1 protein-coding gene and 1 pseudogene are annotated in these 806 nt (G+C 72.7%); one reads left to right on the top strand and one right to left on the bottom strand.

Going from position 1 to position 806, the window contains the following annotated elements; translation table 11 throughout:
• The coding region (locus tag R6V09_RS54205; RefSeq protein WP_317888695.1) for a helix-turn-helix domain-containing protein at positions 1-428 on the top strand (428 nt) is incomplete at its 5' end.
• Here R6V09_RS54205 and R6V09_RS54200 read toward each other — a convergent pair.
• A pseudogene (locus R6V09_RS54200) lies at positions 398-806 on the bottom strand (hypothetical protein); the annotation flags it as partial. The gene R6V09_RS54205 and the pseudogene R6V09_RS54200 overlap by 31 nt on opposite strands.

Raw genomic sequence — 806 nt, 5'->3', positions numbered from 1 at the left:
TGGGCCACGCGGAACAGGTGCCGGACCCCTTCAACCGGGCCCGCGTCCACCTCGCCTACGGCGCGTTCCTGCGCCGCGTGGGCAGGCGGACCGACGCCGCCGGGCAGTTGCGCCGGGCGCTGCGCACCTTCACCGAGCTGGGTGCCGCCCCGAGTGCGGCTCTCTGTGAGCGTGAACTGGCCGCCAGCGGTGGGGCGATCGTGTCCGACTCCCCCCTCACCCCGCAGGAACTGGTGATCGCCCGTCTGGCCACGTCCGGGCTGACCAACCGCCAGATCGCCGGCCAGCTGGTACTCAGCGTCAAGACGGTCGAGTTCCACCTCAGCCACGCCTACACCAAGCTGGGCATCACCTCCCGCATGGGCCTGCTGGCCAAACTGCCGGCGCCCTCGGCATCTCACCCGGTCCGGCCCACGACCAGCTCATAGAAGATCGGCTCCCCGGTGGTCGTCACCCGGTGCTGGAACCGTGTGCGTTCCAGCACCGCGAGACCACCGTCGGCCACCAGCCGCCCGACCGCCGCGCCGAAGCCCTCCGGGTCCGACTCGTCCATCCACCGTTCGTCGAGTGTGAAGGCCACGGGTGCGCCGGGCGGCAGCAGCGCGAGGGCGTTGGTGAGCGCCCGCGGTGTCGCGTGCGTGCCGCCGAACGCTCCCGCCGACACCAGTCCCCCGAGCGCGTACGGGCGCAACGCCTCGCGGAGTGTTCCGTCGTCGCGCAGGAAATCGCCGATCACGTAGTCGGCGTAGACACCCGGCCGGTCCCGCAGGCTCGCCTCGCGCGCCGCCGGCAGCGCGTCGACCCCG

Origin of the sequence: Streptomyces sp. W16, from assembly GCF_033194735.1 — a bacterium.
GTDB lineage: Bacteria > Actinomycetota > Actinomycetes > Streptomycetales > Streptomycetaceae > Streptomyces.
This window is presented reverse-complemented; position numbering and strand designations above follow the sequence as displayed.